The 15,972-nt window shown below is 54.1% G+C and carries 13 protein-coding genes; 1 reads left to right on the forward strand and 12 read right to left on the reverse strand.

All coding sequences use genetic code 11. The features are described from left to right. Positions 1 to 16: 16 nt before the first annotated feature. From spoVID to hemA, 7 genes are all read right to left on the reverse strand, one after another. Positions 17 to 1,072, reverse strand: coding sequence for a stage VI sporulation protein D (gene spoVID / locus GHH_RS13390; protein ID WP_015375522.1), 1,056 nt, complete (start codon positions 1,070 to 1,072; stop codon positions 17 to 19). 118 nt (positions 1,073 to 1,190) lie between these two features. Then, positions 1,191 to 2,480 (reverse strand): glutamate-1-semialdehyde 2,1-aminomutase, encoded by a 1,290-nt coding sequence (hemL, locus tag GHH_RS13395; protein WP_031407912.1) that lies wholly within the window; start codon positions 2,478 to 2,480, stop codon positions 1,191 to 1,193. Between the two features lie 16 nt (positions 2,481 to 2,496). Then, positions 2,497 to 3,471 (reverse strand): porphobilinogen synthase, encoded by a 975-nt coding sequence (gene hemB / locus GHH_RS13400; RefSeq protein ID WP_013144588.1) that lies wholly within the window; start codon positions 3,469 to 3,471, stop codon positions 2,497 to 2,499. Next, the gene (locus GHH_RS13405; RefSeq protein WP_015375524.1) at positions 3,472 to 4,239 is read right to left on the reverse strand and encodes a uroporphyrinogen-III synthase; all 768 of its coding nucleotides are present in this window, start codon (positions 4,237 to 4,239) and stop codon (positions 3,472 to 3,474) included. Then, on the reverse strand, positions 4,236 to 5,168 hold the full coding sequence (hemC, locus tag GHH_RS13410; RefSeq protein ID WP_015375525.1) for a hydroxymethylbilane synthase: 933 nt from the start codon (positions 5,166 to 5,168) through the stop codon (positions 4,236 to 4,238). Before hemC ends, GHH_RS13405 begins: the two co-directional genes overlap by 4 nt. Before the next feature lie 15 nt (positions 5,169 to 5,183). Then, positions 5,184 to 6,005, reverse strand: coding sequence for an inner membrane protein YpjD (locus GHH_RS13415; RefSeq protein ID WP_041470563.1), 822 nt, complete (start codon positions 6,003 to 6,005; stop codon positions 5,184 to 5,186). Positions 6,006 to 6,011: 6 nt separating this feature from the next. Next, positions 6,012 to 7,370: a glutamyl-tRNA reductase gene (gene hemA, locus GHH_RS13420; protein ID WP_015375527.1), complete on the reverse strand. Its 1,359-nt coding sequence runs from the start codon at positions 7,368 to 7,370 to the stop codon at positions 6,012 to 6,014. Between the two features lie 166 nt (positions 7,371 to 7,536). Here hemA and GHH_RS13425 point away from each other — a divergent pair, with 166 nt between their 5' ends. Further along, a complete protein-coding gene (locus tag GHH_RS13425) occupies positions 7,537 to 8,022 on the forward strand; it encodes a LiaI-LiaF-like domain-containing protein (RefSeq protein WP_013144583.1) in 486 nt (161 codons plus the stop codon). A 41-nt stretch (positions 8,023 to 8,063) separates the two neighbouring features. Here the strand turns inward: GHH_RS13425 and yihA are convergent, their stop codons facing one another. The 5 genes from yihA to tig all read right to left on the reverse strand — a co-directional run bounded on the left by yihA (position 8,064) and on the right by tig (position 15,819). Further along, positions 8,064 to 8,651 (reverse strand): ribosome biogenesis GTP-binding protein YihA/YsxC, encoded by a 588-nt coding sequence (gene yihA / locus GHH_RS13430; RefSeq protein WP_013144582.1) that lies wholly within the window; start codon positions 8,649 to 8,651, stop codon positions 8,064 to 8,066. After that, entirely contained in the window at positions 8,648 to 10,990 is a 2,343-nt protein-coding gene (gene lon, locus GHH_RS13435; RefSeq protein ID WP_041470564.1) for an endopeptidase La, read from the reverse strand. The genes yihA and lon overlap by 4 nt, the downstream gene beginning before the upstream one ends. Before the next feature lie 230 nt (positions 10,991 to 11,220). Beyond that, positions 11,221 to 12,894 carry an ATP-dependent protease LonB gene (lonB, locus tag GHH_RS13440; RefSeq protein WP_014196454.1) on the reverse strand — a complete coding sequence of 558 codons (1,674 nt, stop codon included), beginning with the start codon at positions 12,892 to 12,894 and terminating at the stop codon, positions 11,221 to 11,223. Between the two features lie 143 nt (positions 12,895 to 13,037). Next, a complete protein-coding gene (gene clpX, locus GHH_RS13445) occupies positions 13,038 to 14,303 on the reverse strand; it encodes an ATP-dependent protease ATP-binding subunit ClpX (protein ID WP_011232128.1) in 1,266 nt (421 codons plus the stop codon). Positions 14,304 to 14,532: 229 nt separating this feature from the next. Then, positions 14,533 to 15,819, reverse strand: coding sequence for a trigger factor (tig, locus tag GHH_RS13450; RefSeq protein ID WP_015375529.1), 1,287 nt, complete (start codon positions 15,817 to 15,819; stop codon positions 14,533 to 14,535). Positions 15,820 to 15,972: the final 153 nt, after the last annotated feature.

Here is a 15,972-nt window from a genome sequence, read left to right on the forward strand (position 1 = left end):
ACGGAAAGCGTCCCTTTTATGAGAAAGGACGGCTTCCCGCCATGGCCGGAATATACAAAAGCTGCCCCTCGTGCACGTCATCTGGGCTTTCCAAATCATTGGCGCGCAAAAGCTGCGAGACGGTCACATCATACCGTTCGGCAATCTTGTCCAATGAATCTCCTTGCTGGACGATGCAAATTTTCAGTTTCGTAAACTCTTCCGCCTCGCTTTTCGCAAACAGTTTCGTCAAGTAAAGCGCATTTTCGCTTTTTGTTTTCGTTTCTTCTTCCTCTTCTTCCTCAACCGCCTTTTTCGCCGCCCCGATCGATACCTTCGCCTCAGTTGGCGGCAGCAGCGAAGCGATGTCTTCCTCCGTCTGTGCGCTGACCGTCTTCGTTTCCGTCTCAAGCGGCAAAAACGGCTCTTTGGCCTCCTCTTCTTCCTCAGCCTCCGTTTCTTCATGACGCATGGCGGCCGGCTCCATGACGGAAACCGTCGTTTCGCCGGCGGCAAAAGCCGGCTGTTCATCCGCCTCATCGGCGAGATCATCCACGGAAGCAAACGCTTCCTCACCGGCCGCTTCCTTGCGGGCGATTGATTCAAACGGGGCAAACAGCGGCTCATCGTCCTCCTCATCGTCCGGCAAATCATCGTCAAGCGGCGCTTCACTGATCCCACTGATCGAAATGTCGGCAGTGATCAGCAATCTTCCGTTTTCATCCAAATCATAATCAAACGATTCAACCGTCACGTATACATCCTCAAGGGAACGAATGCGGTTTTTTGGAATCGTAATATCGATTGGAAACCGGTGCGACAGTTCGCTGATCCCGTCTTCGCGCACCGCAATGTGCTGAATGAACCGATAGCTGGCCAGCTCAAACACGTCGTCATCCGCTTCGGCCTGCCCTTCGTCCGCTTGGCGGAATTCGCCGCTCAACTCAAGCGCGCCGCGGATCGTAATATATTGGTCGTACTCATCGACGGAAATGACCGGATCAAGAGAAATGGATAAAAACTCGGCGACTTCCTGTCCTCTTTTAAACCAGACCGATTCTTCCAATGAAAAACGCAAATACGATTGCTCCAACCGGGCCTCCTCCTTCCGTCCCTTCGGCAAATAGTTTCTATGACATTATCCATTGTATGAACGGAAAAGAGGCGGTATGATAAAAAATTGGGCTGCCGACCGTCGGCAGCCCCTTTCCTTATCCACGCAGACGGGCAAACACCCGCTCAGCAGCGGCAATCGTATATTCAATATCATCATCACTGTGCGCCGTCGACAAAAACAGCCCCTCAAATTGCGACGGCGGCAGGAAAATACCCTCATTCGCCATTTCCTGATAATAGGCGGCAAACAGCTTCAAGTCGGACGTTTTCGCTGTCTCGTAGTTGACCACCGGCTCGTTCGTGAAGAAAAAGCCGATCATCGATCCAGCGCGGTTGATCGTATGCGGAATGCCGTACTTCTCCGCCGCCTGATGAAGACCATCCGCAAGGCGCGCCGCTTTGCGGCCAAGCTCTTCGTACGTTTTCGGCGTCAGCTGGCGGAGCGTCTCGTACCCGGCCGTCATGGCGAGCGGGTTGCCGGAAAGCGTGCCGGCTTGGTACACCGGGCCGCTCGGCGCGACAAGCTCCATGATCTCGGCTTTGCCCCCGTACGCTCCGACTGGCAAGCCGCCGCCAATCACTTTGCCAAGGCACGTCAAATCCGGCTCAATGCCGTAATACCCTTGGGCGCAATGGTAATCGACGCGGAATCCGGTCATGACCTCATCAAAAATCAATAAAGCGCCGTATTGTTTCGTCACCTCGCGCAGCCCTTCCAAAAAGCCAGGCACTGGCGGAACGACGCCCATATTGCCGGCGACCGGTTCGACGATCACCGCGGCGATGTCTTCGCCAAACCGCTCAAACGCATAGCGGACGCTGTCCAAGTCGTTGTACGGCACGGTGATCGTATGCTGGGCGATCGACTCCGGCACGCCCGGGCTGTCCGGCAGGCCGAGCGTCGCCACGCCAGAGCCGGCTTTAATGAGCAGCGAATCGCCATGGCCATGGTAGCTGCCTTCAAATTTGATAATTTTGTTGCGCTTCGTATAGCCGCGCGCTAAACGGAGGGCGCTCATCGTCGCCTCGGTGCCGGAGTTGACCATGCGCACAACCTCGACGGACGGCACCCGCTCGATGACGAGCTTAGCGAGCTCATTTTCAAGCAATGTCGGAGCGCCAAAACTCGTGCCTTGTTCCGCCACGCGCTTCAACGCTTCCACGACCTGCGGGTTGGCATGCCCTAAAATGAGCGGACCCCATGACAGCACATAATCGATGTATTCATTGCCGTCAATATCGTAAATTTTCGCTCCTTGGCCGCGCGCCATAAAAATCGGCGTCATCCCGACCGACTTGAAGGCGCGCACCGGGCTGTTCACCCCGCCTGGCATCAATTTCACCGCTTCTTCGTATGCTGCCTTTGACCGTTCATAGCTCCGCATCATTCCGTCCTCCTCTTTATTCCGCCAGCCAGCGGGCGACATCTTTAGCAAAATACGTAATGATCAAATCCGCGCCCGCCCGTTTCATCCCTGTCAACATTTCCATGACGACCGGCTTCTCATCGATCCAGCCGTTTTGCGCCGCCGCTTTGACCATCGCATACTCGCCGCTCACGTTATAGGCGACAAGCGGAAGCGGAAAACGGTTTTTGACGTCGCGGATAATATCCATGTAGGCAAGCGCTGGCTTCACCATCAAGAAATCAGCGCCTTCTTTGACATCCGACTCCGCCTCGCGAAACGCCTCAAGGCGGTTGGCCGGATCCATTTGGTACGTCTTCCGGTCGCCAAACTGCGGCGCGCTGTCGGCGGCATCACGGAACGGGCCGTAAAATGCCGAAGCGTATTTGATTGCATACGACATGATCGGCACATACTCAAACCCTGCTTCATCAAGCCCACGGCGAATGGCGGCGACAAAGCCGTCCATCATGTTCGACGGCGCGATGATGTCGGCGCCGGCTTGCGCTTGGCTCACCGCCGTTTTGGTGAGGAGCTCGAGCGACGGGTCGTTCAGCACGCGCTCGTTTTCGACGACGCCGCAATGGCCGTGGCTCGTATATTCACATAAACACGTATCCGCAATGACGACTAGATCTTTGTGTTCAGCTTTGATTTGGCGGATCGCCCGCTGAACAATCCCTGTTTCGCAATACGCCTGCGAACCGACTTCATCTTTTTCATTCGGCACACCAAACACCATGACGGCGGGAATGCCAAGCTTGGCGATGTCGTCCACTTCCTCAGATAAACGGTCAAGCGATAAATGGTAAACCCCTGGCATCGACGGCACTTCCCGCTTAATGCCGCTTCCCTCGACCACAAACAGCGGATAAATGAGATCCTCGACGCGAAGATGCGTCTCACGCACCATCGCCCGAATCGCAGCCGTTTGCCGCAAACGGCGATGGCGGTCAAATGACAGTGCCATTCATCGTCCCTCCATGGAAAAATATTGTTCCATCGCTTTGATTATACCATCCGTGGTGTAATCCGTCGGACAAATATGGACCGGAATGCCCGCCCGCTCGGCCGCTTCTTTCGTCACCGGTCCGATGCAGGCGACCGCAACACCGGAAAGAAGGGCATCCACTTCTTTGTCGAGAAGGCGGACAAGGCTGTCAACCGCCGACGGGCTCATCAAGGTGACCGCATCAAGCTCCCGCCGGCGCAGCAGCGACAACAACCGCTCCCGGCCGTTTTCATCAGGCTCGGTCTCATACACCGTGAGCTCGTCGACCGCGGCGCCGGCGTTTCGCAACGCCTCAGGCAAGGTCGGGCGCGCCAAATTGCCTTTGACAAACAGCACCCGGTCGCCTTGTTTGACGCGCGGCATGAGCAAGTCAGCCAGCCGTTCAGCGGTGTAATCATCCGGCACAAGCGCCGGGGAAAGACCATGCTCGGCGAGCGCCGCCGCTGTTTTCCGGCCGACGACAGCCATCTCCGGCAGCGGCCGCGGCAACGAAACGTGCGGAAAAAAGAAGCGGACGGCGTTCGCGCTTGTGAAAACGAGCCAACGGTATTCGCCAAGCCGCTCAACCATAGAAGCGATTTCTTCCGGCGCCGCCGGTCGGATGGCAATGAGCGGGATCTCGACCGGCACGGCGCCGACAGCGCGCAGCTTGGCAGAAAACGATGCCGCCTGCTCTTTGCCGCGCGTCACAAGCACCGTTTTGCCGGCGAGCGCGCTGTGTATCATGATTGGCTCAACTCCTGTTTCACCCGCTCGATGAGCGCTTTCGCCCCTTGTTCGATCAAGACAGCGGCCGCCTGCCGGCCGACGGCCTCCGGATCGGCGCCAGTGACGATTTCTTTATACATTTCTTTGCCATCCGGGGAGGCGACAAGCGCGGTAAGACGCACCGTCCCCTCCTTCACTTCCGCGTAGCCGGCAATCGGCACTTGACAGCCTCCTTCCATTTGCTGCAAAAAGGTGCGCTCCGCCCGAACAGCCCGCTCGGTTTGCTCGTCGTTTAACCGGCTGAGCCATTGGCGCAATTCGTCATCATCCTCCCGGCATTCGACCGCCAGCGCCCCTTGGCCGACCGCCGGAACACAGACATCAAAAGGAAGATAGTCGCTGATGACGTCATCGCCCCAACCCATGCGCGCAAGACCCGCCGCCGCCAGCACGATCGCATCGTACTCTTCGCTTTCGAGCTTCGCCAACCTTGTGTCAATATTGCCGCGAATCCATTTGATCGTCAAATCCGGGCGATAGGCAAGCAACTGCGCCGAACGGCGCAAGCTGCTCGTGCCAATGACCGACCCAGGCGGCAAGTCGGAGAGCATCCGGTTTCCTTTGCTGACAAGCACATCGCGTGCATCTTCGCGGCGCGGAACCGCACCGATCACCAAACCTTCGGGCAGCACAGCCGGCATATCTTTCATGCTATGGACCGCCATATCGATGCCGCCGGCGAGCAATTCATGCTCAATCTCTTTCACAAACAACCCTTTGCCCCCGACTTTCGAGAGCGTAACATCAAGCACCCGATCTCCTTTCGTGACGATTTCTTTCACTTCAAACGTAAACGGCGCCCCAAGCTGTTTCAATTCGTTGATCACCCACTTCGTCTGGGTCAAGGCAAGCTTGCTGCGCCGCGAGCCAACGACAATGTTCCGCATCTCGTTCCACCTCAATTACGAATACCAAAAATGAAATTTTGACAAACTGCCAAACAAGAAAAAGTTGACAAGCAAAAATAAAAACGAACCGATATTCCATAGCGCGATCGCCTTCCCTTGCATCTGCCGGACGGCTCGCTTGTAAAAATAGACGCCATAGACGAGAAGAACGACAAACGACCCGAGCACTTTCGCATCATACCAATGGAAATGGTCGATTTGAATATACGCCCAAATCACGCCAAGAATGAGCCCTAATAACAACATAGGCAAGCCGAGCGCATTTAAAACATACGACAAAAAATCAAGCCGCGACAAATCCGCCATGCGCCAAAGGCGCGCCCCCCACTTTTTCTTTTTCAGCAAACTGTACTGCAACATGTAAAGCACCGAAAACAGAAACGACAGCGTAAACGCCGCATACGCTCCGAGCGAAAGGGTGATGTGGATGATAAGCAGCTCCGAAACGAGCCGCTCCGCAACAGCCGGCGACTGCGAAGACGGTGCGAACGTATGAATGGCCAAAATAAAAAAAGCAAGCACGTTCGTAAAAAAGACGATGAAATCGACGCGCAGCAGCCGATTGATCACGAGCGACAGCGTAATGAGCAGCCAAGCGTAAAAATAAAGCCCTTCCGACATCGTTAAAATCGGAAAGCGCTTCGTCTCCATGATGCGGGAAACAAACGTCACGGTCTGCAAAAGCCACACAATAGAAAGCAACCAGAAGGCGATGTCGTTCGCCTTCCGGTTTTGCTGCAAAAAATCAATGAAGTATAGCAGGATGGACGCAATGTAAAGCAAAATCGACAGTTCGTACAACGGCGCCACAACCATCCCACCTTACAGCTGCCACGATGGGCGGGCCGCTTCCGCTTGCTGCCGGTCGTTCCGCACGGTTTCTTCCCGTTTCATCCCTTGCTGCTGCGCTTTCACCGCATCTTCGATATTAAAAATTTTCATAAACAGCTCGAGTGCTTCCCCGGCATTCGGGCCGGCAGCGAGTTCCTTCGCCTGCAAAATCGGATCGCGGAGCAGCTGGTTAATAATGCTTTTCGTATGCTTATTCAACACTTTCCAGTCGCGCTCCGACAAATGCGGCAGTTTCCGCTCCAAACTTTTCATCGTTTCCGCTTGGATGGCCAGCGCCTTTTCGCGCAATGCGGCAATGACTGGCACGACGCCGAGCGTCTGCAGCCATTGGCTGAACGCAACGAGTTCGGCCTCCATCATCGTTTCAATGCGGGCCGCTGCCTTTTGCCGCTCGGCCAAATTGGCGGCCACCACATCTTGCAAATCGTCAATATCATACAAAAAGACCGTCTCCAACTCGGCCAACGCCGGATCCAAATCGCGCGGCACCGCAATATCAACCATAAAAAGCGGACGGCCTTTGCGCATTTTCTCAAGCGGCGCCACCATTTCCTTCGTCAAAATATAGCCTTTGGCTCCCGTCGAGCTGATGACGATATCCGCTTCCAGAAGCGCACACGACAGCTCACTGAGCGGCTTTGCTTCGCCGGCGAACTGCTTGGCGAGCTGCTTCGCTTTTTCGAGCGTCCGGTTGACGACTGTGACTTTGCCAACGCCGCTGCCGTACAAGTTTTGCGCCGCCAGCGTCCCCATTTTGCCGGCCCCGATAATCAAGACGTGCTTGCCGGCAAGGCGGCCGAAAATCTTCTTCGCCAGCTCAACCGCCGCATAGCTGACCGATACAGCGTGCGCACCGATGCCCGTTTCCGAGTGGGCGCGCTTCGCAAACGTCACCGCCTGCTTGAACAGATGATTGAAAATCGTGCCGCTCGTCCCGACCTCTTGAGCGAGCAAATAGCTGTCTTTCACTTGCCCTAAAATTTGCGTTTCCCCAAGCACCATCGAATCAAGGCCGGCCGCCACGCGGAACAAATGCTTGATGGCCGCCTCTCCTTCAAGCACACGCAAATACGGAGCAATCGCTTCCACCTTGACGCCAAACCATTCGGCTAAAAATGCTTTCATATAGTAACGGCCGGTATGCAGTTGATCAACCACTGCATAAACTTCCGTCCGGTTGCAAGTCGAGACGATCACATTTTCGAGCACGCTTTTTTGCTTGGCGAGCTGTTTCATCGCCGCACCGAGTTCCGCTTCCGCAAACGCGAGCTTTTCGCGGATTTCTACAGGGGCGGTTTTATAGTCGACGCCAACGACTACGATTTGCACGATGCCAACCCCCTTATTGACCGAATCCCTTTTATCATTATATCACAACCGTCCATCGTTCTGGTTTGAAAAAATTGTGAACATGCCTTCAAAGCTATGCTAAACTGTAGACAGTGATCATTCTATCATAAACATGTCCAAAAGGGAAACGGAGGACGCGACGATCATGAAAACCCGAACGGTATTCGCCGGCATCTTATTCATTGGCCTCGGACTGTATTTTCTCGCCGGACAGATGGAATCCCCCCTTTTCCATTTCTTCCAAGGGTGGCCGGCCTTGCTTGCCATTTGCGGCGCGGCTTTGCTTGGCCAGGCGCATTCAGCGCGCGAATATGCTTACCTTTTCCCCGGCTTTCTTTTACTCGGATTTGGCGTTGAGTTGCTCCTTGCGAGTGCATTTTCGGCCTGGCCCCGCGGCGTGAACATGTTTTTTTTCCTCATCGCGCTCGCTTTTTTCGCCAGCAGCCGCAAACAAAAAGGCGGGGCCGGCTTTGGCGTGCTTTTTTTGCTTCTCGCTGTCGTGCTGACGTTTTCCGGGCGCGGCCAGCCATTCTTTCACCTCGTCCAAGCCGGACTTTCCTCTGTCTGGAAGTTTTGGCCGCTCGGACTCATCGCCATCGGCGTCTATATATTATGGACTAGGCGAAAATAGCCTTGGAAGTGAAAACACCAGCGGAATCGCTGGTGTTTTCGTCATGAGGCCACAAACGGCAAAAGCGCCGCCCATGCTTCGTCTTTCCCTTGTCCGGTCTCGGCGGAAAACAAAATGAGCGGGTCGCCGTCCGCCATCCGCAGCGTCTCGCGCGCGATTTTCGCGTGTTTTTGATGCTTGCCGCGCGGCACTTTATCCGCTTTCGTCGCAATGACGATCACCGGGATCTCGTAATGTTTTAAAAACTCGTACATCATCACATCGTCTTTCGTCGGCGGATGGCGCAAATCAACGAGCAGGACCGCCGCCTTCAGCACCTCGCGCGTCGTAAAGTACGTCTCCATCATGTTCCCCCATTTTTGCCGCTCCTGCTTCGACACGCGGGCGAACCCATAACCTGGCACGTCCACAAAGTAAAACGAGTCGTTAATCAAATAAAAATTCAACGTTTGCGTTTTCCCTGGCTTTGAGGAGGTGCGCGCCAAGTTTTTCCGGTTGATCATTTTGTTGATGAATGATGATTTGCCGACGTTCGAACGGCCGGCGAGCGCCACCTCCGGCCGTCCGCCGTCCGGATATTGTTCCGGCTTGACGGCACTGGTCACAAGCTCTGCTTTCTTCACATTCATCGCTTCCACCCCACCAGCGCGTGCGGCAGCACCTCATCGAGATGAGAGACAAGCACAAAGCGCAAGTCGCGCTTCACCGTTTCCGGAATGTCAGCCAAATCTTTTTCATTGTCTTTCGGCAAAATGACGGTTTTCAATCCGGCACGATGGGCGCTTAACGTTTTCTCTTTCAGCCCCCCGATCGCAAGAACGCGGCCGCGCAGCGTAATTTCCCCGGTCATGCCGACAAAGCGGCTCACCGGCTTGCCCGTCAAAGCGGAAATGAGTGCGGTCGCAATCGTAATGCCGGCCGATGGCCCGTCTTTCGGCACCGCTCCTTCCGGAACGTGGATGTGAATATCATATTTCTCATGGAACTTCGGATCAATGTCAAGCTCCTCAGCGCGCGACCGCACGTAGCTGAACGCCGCTTGCGCTGATTCTTTCATGACATCGCCGAGCTTGCCGGTCAGCACGAGTTTCCCATTGCCTGGCGCGAGCGACACTTCGATGGCGAGCGTATCGCCGCCAAACGCCGTATACGCCAGCCCGGTCGCCACGCCAACTTGGTCTTCCGCCTCCGCTCGGCCGTAGCGGTATTTTCGCTTCCCTAAAAATTCCTCAAGATTGTTTTCTGTGATCACAACCCGCTTTTTCTCGCCGGAAACGATGAGGCGGGCCGCTTTTCGGCAGATAGCGGCGAGCTGCCGCTCAAGCTCCCGCACCCCGGCTTCGCGCGTATAATGGCGGATGATATCGAGCATCGCGTCATCGCGAATTTGCAACGCCGCCTTTTTCAGCCCGTGCTCGGTGATTTGTTTCGGCAGCAAATGCCGCTTGGCGATATGCAGCTTCTCCACTTCTGTGTAGCCTGGTATGTGGATCACTTCCATCCGGTCCAAGAGCGGCTGCGGAATCGCCGACAAATGGTTGGCCGTGGCGATAAACATGACTTTCGATAGATCGTACGGCTCTTCAATGTAATGGTCGCTGAACGTATGATTTTGCTCTGGATCCAGCACCTCCAGCATGGCCGCCGATGGATCGCCGCGGAAATCGCTCGACATTTTGTCGATTTCATCAAGCAAGAAGACGGGGTTGATCGTGCCTGCTTTTTTCATCCCCTGGATAATGCGTCCCGGCATGGCGCCGACATACGTGCGGCGATGGCCGCGAATTTCCGATTCGTCGCGGACGCCGCCGAGCGAAACGCGGACGAAGCGGCGGCCGAGCGCTTTGGCGATCGAGCGGGCGAGCGACGTTTTGCCGACCCCCGGCGGTCCGGCGAGGCAAAGAATCGGACCTTTTAACGATTTCGTCAGCTGCTTGACGGATAAAAATTCAAGCACCCGTTCTTTCACTTTATCGAGCCCGTAATGCTCCTCGTTTAAAATCGCTTCCGCCCGCTTAATGTCGTGGATGTCTTCCGTTTCTTTCGACCACGGCAAGGCGATGAGCCAATCGAGGTAGTTGCGAATGACTGCGCTTTCCGCTGAGGTCGCCGGAATTTTTTCATAGCGGTCAAGCTCTTTCAATGCCGTTTGTTTCACATGCTCCGGCATGCCGGCCGCCTCGATTTTTTCTTTCAGCTCCTCGACTTCGCCCGTTTTTCCTTCTTTTTCGCCAAGCTCTTTTTGAATCGCCTTCATTTGCTCGCGCAAATAATACTCTTTTTGCGTCCGCTCCATCGACTGCTTGACGCGGGCGCTGATCTTTTTCTCAAGCTGGAGCACTTCTTTTTCGTTGTGCAAAATTTGGATGATTTTATTGAGGCGCTCTTTCACGTCGATCGTTTCTAAAATGCGCTGCTTTTCCTCAAGCTTAAGCGGCAAGTGCGAGGCGATGATGTCCGCCATTCGCCCCGGCTCATCGATGTCGACGATCGAGGCGTAAATGTCGACCGACAGCCGCTTGGACAAGTTTATGTACTGCTCGAAATATTCAAGCATCGTCCGCTTGAGCGCCTCATCTTCTAAATCTTTCGCCGCCCGATCAGCAAACTTTTCGACTTTGACGAGAAAGTACGGCTCCTCGCTGATCACTTCCGTAATGAGCGCCCGAGCGACGCCTTCGACAAGCACGCGGAACGTGCCGTTCGGGAGTTTTAGAAGTTGCTTGACGCGCGCGATCGTTCCCATTTTATATAAGTCATCCATGTCCGGTTCGTCGATGGCAACGTCTTTTTGCGACGTCAGCAAAATCATATGATCCTCAACCATGGCTTGTTCGAGCGCTTTGACCGATTTCTCGCGCCCGACATCCAAATGGAGCACCATCGTCGGAAACACGAGCAGCCCACGCAGCGGCAAAAGCGGAACGACCGTCTCCTTTTTCTTTCCGTTCACGCCGAACACCTCCATCTCTCGCTTCTATTCGTTTATTGTATAGTACGGCAGCAGGGTTTGTAAAATTTGACGAACGAAAAAGCGCGCGGCGCTCCGTCTGCAGGCAAAGAAAAACCGACTTCAGCGACGATCCGCTTGCGCCGAAGCCGTACATAAAAGAGAGGCCGGGCGAACCGCCCGACTCGGTTGCGAGCGGACCGCCCGCTTTCGTTGCCAATCGTTCGCCTTGCCGCCGTTTCCTTTGGCTAGACGAGCTTTTTCTCCGAGCGGTCCATAGCCGCTGGCAGCAGCGCGGGGCCGCGGCGGAGCGCCTCTTCGCCGAACACATGGACGAGCACTTCCTCGAGGCGGCGGACGGCGATGATTTGAATGCCGCTGACTTCGCCTAGCAACGATTGCATATTCTCAATCGGGATGATGACTTTTTTCGCCCCGGCTTGTTTGGCCGCTTTGATTTTGGCGAACACGCCGCCGACCGGTTTCACGCAGCCACGGATGCTGATTTCTCCGGTCATCGCGACCGTATGATCGACTGGCAGCTGGTAGATGGCGGAATAAATACCGACGGCAATCGCCACCCCGGCTGACGGGCCGTCAACCGGCACCCCGCCCGGAAAGTTGACATGAATGTCGTAGCGGTCCGCTGGCACGCCCATCGCCCGCAACACCGTAATGACGTTTTCCGCCGAGCCGCGCGCCATGCTTTTGCGCCGCACCGATTTTTCTGCACTGCCGATGCTTTCCTCCTCGACAATGCCGGTGACATTGATCGACCCTTTCCCTTTGGCCGGCAAAGCGGTCACCTCAATTTCCAACAGCGCGCCGGTGTTCGGGCCGTACACGGCAAGGCCATTGACGACGCCGACCGCCGGAGCGGAAGCGATTTTCTTCTCATAGCGCGGAGTCATTTGGCTCGATTGAATGACCCATTCAATATCTTTGTCCAAAATGTGTTCTCGGTTTTCCGTGATGGCTAGGCCAGCGGCAATTTGCATCATGTTGACCGCCTCCCGCCCGTTGCGCGCATAGGCGGCAAGGAGGCGAATGCCGCTTTCTGACACGTTCAAGCGGATTTTTTCCGCCGCCTTTTTCGCGATGAGGGCGATTTCATCTTGGTCCAATTCACGGAAAAATACTTCCAGGCAGCGAGAGCGAATGGCCGGAGGAATTTCGTTCGGCGTGCGCGTCGTCGCCCCGACAAGACGGAAATCAGCCGGCAGTCCATTTTGGAAAATATCGTGAATATGGCTTGGGATTTGCGGATTTTCTTTGCTGTAATAGGCGCTTTCAAAAAATACTTTCCGGTCCTCAAGCACTTTCAACAACTTGTTCATTTGGATCGGATGAAGCTCGCCGATTTCGTCGATGAATAAAACGCCCCCGTGGGCGTTCGTCACCGCCCCTTGCTTCGGCTGAGGAATGCCGGCTTGCCCCATCGCCCCGGCCCCTTGGTAAATCGGGTCGTGCACCGAGCCGATGAGGGGGTCGGCGATGCCGCGCTCGTCAAAGCGCGCCGTCGTCGCGTCAAGCTCCACGAATACCGCATTTTTCTTAAACGGGGAGAGCGGATTTTTTTTCGCTTCCTCAAGCACGAGCCGAGCAGCTGCCGTCTTGCCGACGCCGGGCGGCCCGTAAATGATGACATGTTGCGGGTTGGGGCCGCATAAAGCAGCTTTTAACGCCTTGATGCCGTCTTCCTGACCGACGATGTCGTCAAAACTTTTCGGCCGCACTTTTTCCGCCAGCGGCTCGGTGAGCGAAATCGAACGCAGCTTGCGGAGCTGTTCCATCTCTTTGCGCGACTCTTTATCAATCGAAACTTTTTGCACACGTTGCCCTCTTAGCAAATTCCAAAAATAAAGGCCGATGATGACCCCGAAAAACAGCTGGATGACCAGTACGATGTTCGTCCAATCCATGCCCCGATATCCTCCTGCCTTTAGATGGTATGTAGTATGATAGTATCTCCGCGAACTGGCGGGAATAAACAAAAAAAGCGCCGACCGGCGCCCAGGGCATGGGCGGCAAAAAAAGAAACCGCCGAAAAAAGGCGGTTTTCCCATCAGGCAGATGTTTTCCGTTCCAGCTCGATGACGGTGCCGTCATGACGGATCAGCGTCGGCGGCTTTGTGCCGCGCACCGTGTCGAGCGTGATGATGCACTTTTGCACATCTTCGCGCGACGGCAGCTCAAACATCACATCGAGCATAATGCCTTCGATGATCGAGCGAAGGCCGCGCGCGCCCGTTTTCCGCTCAATCGCTTTTTTCGCGATTTCACGGAGCGCCGCTTCTTCAAACTCGAGCTCAACGCCGTCAAGCTCAAGCATTTTTTGGTATTGCTTGACAATGGCATTTTTCGGTTTCGTCAAAATGTCGATCAACGCCTGTTCGTCGAGCGGCTCGAGCGTCGTAATGACCGGCAGACGGCCGATGAACTCCGGAATCAGTCCGAATTTGAGCAAGTCTTCCGGCAGCACTTTCGACAACAAGTTTTTCTCGTCGACATCCGTCTGGTTCATTTCCGCGCCAAAACCGATCACTTTTTTGCCAAGACGGCGCTTGATGATCGGCTCAATGCCATCAAACGCTCCACCGCAAATGAACAAAATGTTCGTCGTATCGATTTGAATGAATTCTTGATGCGGATGTTTGCGACCGCCCTGCGGCGGAACGCTGGCAATGGTGCCTTCTAAAATTTTCAACAGCGCCTGTTGCACCCCTTCGCCGGATACGTCGCGAGTGATGGAAGGGTTTTCCGATTTGCGGGCGATTTTGTCAATTTCATCGATGTAAATAATGCCTTTTTCCGCCCGTTCGACGTCATAATCCGCCGCTTGGATGAGCTTTAACAAAATGTTTTCGACGTCTTCGCCAACATAGCCGGCCTCTGTAAGCGAGGTGGCATCGGCGATGGCAAACGGCACGTTCAAAATGCGCGCCAATGTTTGCGCCAGCAGCGTTTTCCCGCTCCCGGTCGGCCCGATCATTAAAATGTTGCTTTTCGACAGCTCGACATCATCGATTTTGCTGCCGGAATTGATCCGTTTATAATGATTGTAAACCGCAACGGCGAGCGATTTTTTCGCCTCATCTTGACCGATGACGTACTCATCTAGAATTTCCCGAATTTCCAACGGTTTCGGCACGTCTTTAAATTCAAATTCCTCTTCATTGCCGAGCTCCTCTTCAACAATTTCCGTGCATAGCTCAATGCACTCGTCGCAAATGTAAACCCCCGGACCGGCAACGAGCTTTCGCACTTGATCCTGTGTTTTGCCGCAGAACGAGCATTTCAACTGCCCTTTTTCATCATTGAATTTAAACATATCATTCACCCCTTGCCAACGAAATCGCGCCTGCTTATGTATCCATTTCCGCCATCTCTTATGTCGTAAAAACGTATGTATTCGCTATTTTACCATACATGTTCCTGAGAAAGCGAATGAAAAAACCGTCGTCCATTTGGAAAAGTTTGAAAATTGCCATTCAGGCGCCATGGTTGTGGATAAAGAACAAGGCACGAAGTCTCGCGCCTTGTTCCTTCCTTAAGATATATTATGCCGCAACCTTGCTGTGCTCTACAAGAAAATCAACTGTTTTCCGCCATTTCAAATCTTCTTTGACGCCATCTAAGCTGCCGAGCAGCTCTTTCAGCTTGTCCACGCTCAGCTTGTAGGCTTCCGCCATTTTTTCGAGCTCTTTGTTTACTTCCTCGTCGGTCACTTCAATGTTTTCGGCCTTCGCGATCGCTTCAAGCGTCAACGCCGCGCGCACCCGTTTTTCGGCATCTTCTTTCATTTGCTCGCGCAACGACGCTTCATCTTGGCCGGAGAATTGATAATACAACTGCAAGTTCAAACCTTGCATTTGCAGGCGTTGGTCAAATTCGCGAAGCATCCGGTCGGTTTCGTTTTTGATCATAACCTCCGGAATATCCATTTCGGCGTTGGCTGCCGCTTTTTCGACAACCGCATTGCGCAAGGCAGTCTCCGCCTCGTTCTTTTTCGCCTCTTCCAAACGGGCGCGAATTTTCGCCTTTAGTTCGTCAAGCGTTTCGACTTCTTCATCGACGTCTTTGGCAAACTCATCGTCCAAAGCCGGCAATTGCTTCGCTTTCACTTCATGCACTTTCACTTTAAACGTCGCCGGTTTGCCGGCCAATTGCTTCGCGTGGTATTCATCCGGGAATGTGACTTGGATTTCTTTTTCCTCGCCGGCTTTCATGCCGACAAGCTGTTCTTCAAACCCCGGAATGAACGTTCCAGAGCCGATTTCAAGCGAATAGTTCTCCGCCTTGCCGCCTTCAAACGGCTCGCCGTCGACAAACCCTTCGAAATCGATGACGACCGTATCGCCGTTTTCCACCGTCCCGTCTTCTTTCACGACAAGTTCGGCGTAATTTTCTTGCAAACGTTTCAATTCGTTTTCGACATCTTCGTCCGTCACGGTTGTATCCATTTTTTCCACTTCAAGCCCTTTGTATTGACCGAGCTTCACTTCCGGCTTTACGGTCACTTTCGCTTTGAAAATTAAGCTTTTGCCTTTTTCCATTTGCTCAATGTCAATCTCCGGCATTGACACCGGTTCGATGCCTGCCTCTTCGACGGCTTTGGCATACGCCTCTGGCAGCAAAATGTCGAGCGCATCTTGATAGAGCGCTTCGACGCCGAAGCGTTTTTCAAACAGAACGCGCGGCACTTTCCCCTTGCGGAAGCCCGGAAGCGTGATGTTTTTCACCACTTTTTTAAACGCGGCGTCCAAGCCTTTGTTCACTTTCTCGGCGTCGACCTCAACGGTCAATACGCCTTCGTTCCCTTCAAGCTTTTCCCATTTGACTGACATCCTTGTTCCCTCCACCTGAAATCATTGCTCGGACCATAGCGCACTCCGCTTGTCCAGATCTTTTTATGATGCCCAATTATGTAGACAAGTATGCGAAAACAGATACATAGCACAGCCATTATATTATAACATACAACAGCCATGTTTCAACAG

The organism is Geobacillus sp. GHH01, assembly GCF_000336445.1.
Classification (GTDB): Bacteria; Bacillota; Bacilli; order Bacillales; family Anoxybacillaceae; genus Geobacillus; species Geobacillus zalihae.

What these genes read in the sequence shown, in the direction of transcription:
- hemL (WP_031407912.1), bottom strand. Translation starts at nt 2,480, where the DNA reads ATGCGGAGCTATGAACGGTCAAAGGCAGCATACGAAGAAGCGGTGAAA.
- hemB (WP_013144588.1), bottom strand. Translation starts at nt 3,471, where the DNA reads ATGGCACTGTCATTTGACCGCCATCGCCGTTTGCGGCAAACGGCTGCG.
- GHH_RS13405 (WP_015375524.1), bottom strand. Translation starts at nt 4,239, where the DNA reads ATGATACACAGCGCGCTCGCCGGCAAAACGGTGCTTGTGACGCGCGGC.
- hemC (WP_015375525.1), bottom strand. Translation starts at nt 5,168, where the DNA reads ATGCGGAACATTGTCGTTGGCTCGCGGCGCAGCAAGCTTGCCTTGACC.
- GHH_RS13415 (WP_041470563.1), bottom strand. Translation starts at nt 6,005, where the DNA reads ATGGTTGTGGCGCCGTTGTACGAACTGTCGATTTTGCTTTACATTGCG.
- GHH_RS13425 (WP_013144583.1), top strand. Translation starts at nt 7,537, where the DNA reads ATGAAAACCCGAACGGTATTCGCCGGCATCTTATTCATTGGCCTCGGA.
- yihA (WP_013144582.1), bottom strand. Translation starts at nt 8,651, where the DNA reads ATGAATGTGAAGAAAGCAGAGCTTGTGACCAGTGCCGTCAAGCCGGAA.
- lon (WP_041470564.1), bottom strand. Translation starts at nt 10,990, where the DNA reads ATGGAGGTGTTCGGCGTGAACGGAAAGAAAAAGGAGACGGTCGTTCCG.
- lonB (WP_014196454.1), bottom strand. Translation starts at nt 12,894, where the DNA reads ATGGATTGGACGAACATCGTACTGGTCATCCAGCTGTTTTTCGGGGTC.
- clpX (WP_011232128.1), bottom strand. Translation starts at nt 14,303, where the DNA reads ATGTTTAAATTCAATGATGAAAAAGGGCAGTTGAAATGCTCGTTCTGC.
- tig (WP_015375529.1), bottom strand. Translation starts at nt 15,819, where the DNA reads ATGTCAGTCAAATGGGAAAAGCTTGAAGGGAACGAAGGCGTATTGACC.